The 3,167-nt window shown below is 74.7% G+C and carries 2 protein-coding genes; both read left to right on the top strand.

Annotated elements, in window-relative coordinates; all coding sequences use genetic code 11:
* Positions 1-186: 186 nt before the first annotated feature.
* The gene (locus HMPREF0731_RS07570; protein WP_157136008.1) at positions 187-2,688 is read left to right on the top strand and encodes an ATP-binding response regulator; all 2,502 of its coding nucleotides are present in this window, start codon (positions 187-189) and stop codon (positions 2,686-2,688) included.
* The gene (locus HMPREF0731_RS07565; protein ID WP_007003480.1) at positions 2,685-3,077 is read left to right on the top strand and encodes a response regulator; all 393 of its coding nucleotides are present in this window, start codon (positions 2,685-2,687) and stop codon (positions 3,075-3,077) included. The genes HMPREF0731_RS07570 and HMPREF0731_RS07565 overlap by 4 nt, the downstream gene beginning before the upstream one ends.
* Positions 3,078-3,167 lie beyond the last annotated feature (90 nt).

The following is a 3,167-nucleotide window of genomic DNA, read 5'->3' as shown; positions in this document are numbered from 1 at the left end:
CCCCGGCCGGCCGGCCCGTCTCCCGCCCCCTTTCACACTCCCCCCTTTCACACCCCCTCGACGGCGGTCCGCGCCGGGCCCGGCGCGGTTGCATGCGCCGGCCACCCATGCCATCCGGGGGTGGCCGCGCCGCCCGCCACACGGCGCGGAGGTGGCGACGCCGCCTCCGCAACCGCCGGGATGGTCATGGCCACGCCTTCGCTCCGTATCCGCCTCCTCACCTATGCCGCGGCCGCCGCGCTGCTGGCCCTGTTCGGCGGCGGCGGCTTCGTCGCGCTGCGGCTGATCCATGACGGCCGCGCCCAGCGCGAGGCGATGGATGCCAGCCACCGCACCGTCACCCTGATGCTGGAGCTGCGCAACACCGCCTTCGAGGCGGTGGCGGCGCGCAACGTCACCCTCTCCAACCCGGGCACGGAGGCGGAGACGCTGCTCCGCCCGGTCACCGAGCGGCTGCAGGCGCAGCTGGGGCGGCTGCACGCCGTCATGCAGGACACGGCGCTGGAGAGCGCCGCCGCCGCCGCGCTGGAGCGCAGCGCGCAATCGCTGGTCGCGCGGCTGGAGGCGTCGCTGCGGCTGCAGCGCTCGGCCGGGCTCGACTACGCCATGCTGCTGCGCGAGGCCAGCGCCGAGCGCAGCCGCCTGACCGCGCAGATCGACGCCATGATCGAGGCCGAGCGCGCGGAGCTGGCCGCCTTCAACCGCCACTACCTGACGCGGGTCGAGCAGATCCGCGTGATGATCCTGCTGCTGGCGCTGCTGGCGGCGCTGCTGGCGGTGGCCGCGGTCTGGGGGCTGAACCGCTACCTGACCAGCTCGGCCAGCCGCTACGACACGCTGGCCGAGGCCAACCGCGCCAGCGGCGAGGCCAACCGCCGGCTGGCCGAGGAGCGCGGCCGGCTGCAATCCATCCTCGACCATGCGCGCGACCCGATCCTGCTGGTCGATGGCGAGGAGCGGATCGACCTGGCCAATGCCGCCGCCGCCGAGCAGTTCCGCCTGCCGCCGGCCGAGCTGATCGGGCTGCGCATCCGCAGCCTGGTGCCGGGCTACGGGCTGCGCCAGGGCGAGGTGCAGGCGCGCCGCGCCGACGGCACCGCCTTCCCGGCCGAGCTGTCGGTGGGCTCCACCGCCGCGGGCGCCACGGTCTGCATCCTGCGCGACGTCAGCGAGCGGCACCGGCTGGACGCGCTGAAGAGCGAGTTCGTCTCCACCGTCAGCCACGAGCTGCGCACGCCGCTGACCTCGATCCGCGCCTCGCTCGGGCTGGTGATGGGCGGCGTCGCCGGCGCCCTGCCCGAGCCGGTGCGCGAGCTGCTCGGCATCGCCGCCAAGAATGCCGAGCGGCTGGTGCTGCTGGTCAACGACATCCTCGACATCGAGAAGATCGAGAGCGGCCGGCTCGACTTCCAGCGCGAGCGGGTCTCGGCCCGCGCCCTGCTGCAGCAGGCGGTGGCCGCCAACGCCGCCTATGGCGCGCAGTTCGAGGTCCGCTTCGCCCTCGACGAGGGGCCCGAGGACGCGCTGGTCTATGCCGATGTGCAGCGCATCCAGCAGGTGCTGGCCAACCTGCTGTCCAACGCGGCGAAGTTCTCGCCGCGCGGCGGGGTGGTGGAGGTCTCGCTCGGCGTCGATGCCGGCAATGCCTTCTTCCGGGTGCGCGACCATGGCCGCGGCATCCCGCCCGAATTCCGCAGCCGCATCTTCCAGCGCTTCGCCCAGGCCGACGCCTCGGATGCGCGGCAGAAGGGCGGCACCGGGCTCGGCCTGTCGATCAGCAAGGCGATCGTCGAGCACCATGCCGGCAGCATCGGCTTCGAGGAGGCCGAGGGCGGCGGCACGGTGTTCTGCTTCGCCCTGCCGCGGCTGGTCGAGCGGCTGTCGCAGCCGCTGCCCGCCGCGCCCGGCGCCCGCCGCCGCGCCCTGATCGTCGAGGACGACGCCGACATCGCCCGGCTGCTGCGCCACATGCTCGACGATGATGGCTGGGACAGCGAGGTGGCGCATGACGCGGCCGAGGCCTTCGCCTGGCTCGACCGCGCCCGCTTCGACGCCATGACGCTCGACCTGATGCTGCCGGACGAGGACGGGCTGTCGCTGTTCCGCCGGCTGCGCCGGCGCGAGGACGGGCGGGCGCTGCCGGTGGTGGTGATCTCGGCCACCGCCGACCAGGGCAGGCGGGTGCTGAATGGCGACGCGGTGGGCGTGGTGGACTGGCTGGACAAGCCGATCGACCCGGCGCGGCTGCGCCTGGCGCTGCGCGCCGCGCTGCGCCCCGGCGGCGGCCCGGCCAGCGTGCTGCATGTCGAGGACGACCCGGATATCCGCCGCGTCGTCTCCGCCGTGATGGGGGACGAGGCGCGCATGGTGCCCGCCCGCAGCCTGGCCGAGGCGCGCGCCGCCCTGGCCACGGAGGGCCCCTTCGCCCTGGTGGTGATCGATGTCGGCCTGCCGGATGGCAGCGGGCTCGACCTGCTGCACGATCTTCGGGCGCTGCCGCTGCCGCCGCCGCCGGTGCTGATCTTCTCGGCCAGCGACATGGATGCGCGCACCACCCGCAGCGTCGCCGCGGCGCTGGTGAAGAGCCGCACCGACAACCAGGCGCTGCAGGGCACCATCCTGCAGCTGATCGAGGGCCCGCCCGCCATGGCGGCGGCGCCGCACCCCAGCACGGAGCCCGGGGCATGAGCGAGGCCGCGCTGTCGCGCATCCTGTATGTCGAGGATGACGATGATGTCCGCCACCTGGCCGGCTTCGCGCTGAAGGCGGTGGGCGGCTTCACCGTGGAGGCCTGCGCCTCCGGCCCCGAGGCGCTGGAGAAGGCGGCGGGCTTCGCGCCGCAGCTGCTGCTGCTCGACGTGATGATGCCCGGCATGGACGGGCCGACCACGCTGGAACGGCTGCGCGCCCTGCCCGGCCTGGCCGCCACCCCGGCGGTGTTCATGACCGCCAAGGTGCAGCCGCAGGAGGTGGCGCGCTACCGGGCGCTCGGCAGCCTCGACGTCATCTCCAAGCCCTTCGACCCGATGGCGCTGCCGGCGGCGCTGCGCGCCCTGTGGGACCGCCGCGATGACTGACGCGGCGGCGGAGGAGATGCGCGCGGCGCTGCGGCGGCTGCGCGCCGAAGGGGTCGCCCGGCTGGGCGAGCGGGTGGCGGGGCTGGAGCG

The organism is Pseudoroseomonas cervicalis ATCC 49957 (assembly GCF_000164635.1).
GTDB lineage: Bacteria > Pseudomonadota > Alphaproteobacteria > Acetobacterales > Acetobacteraceae > Pseudoroseomonas > Pseudoroseomonas cervicalis.
Note: the sequence above shows the minus strand (reverse complement) of the source record. Positions and strands in the feature narration are given on the sequence as shown.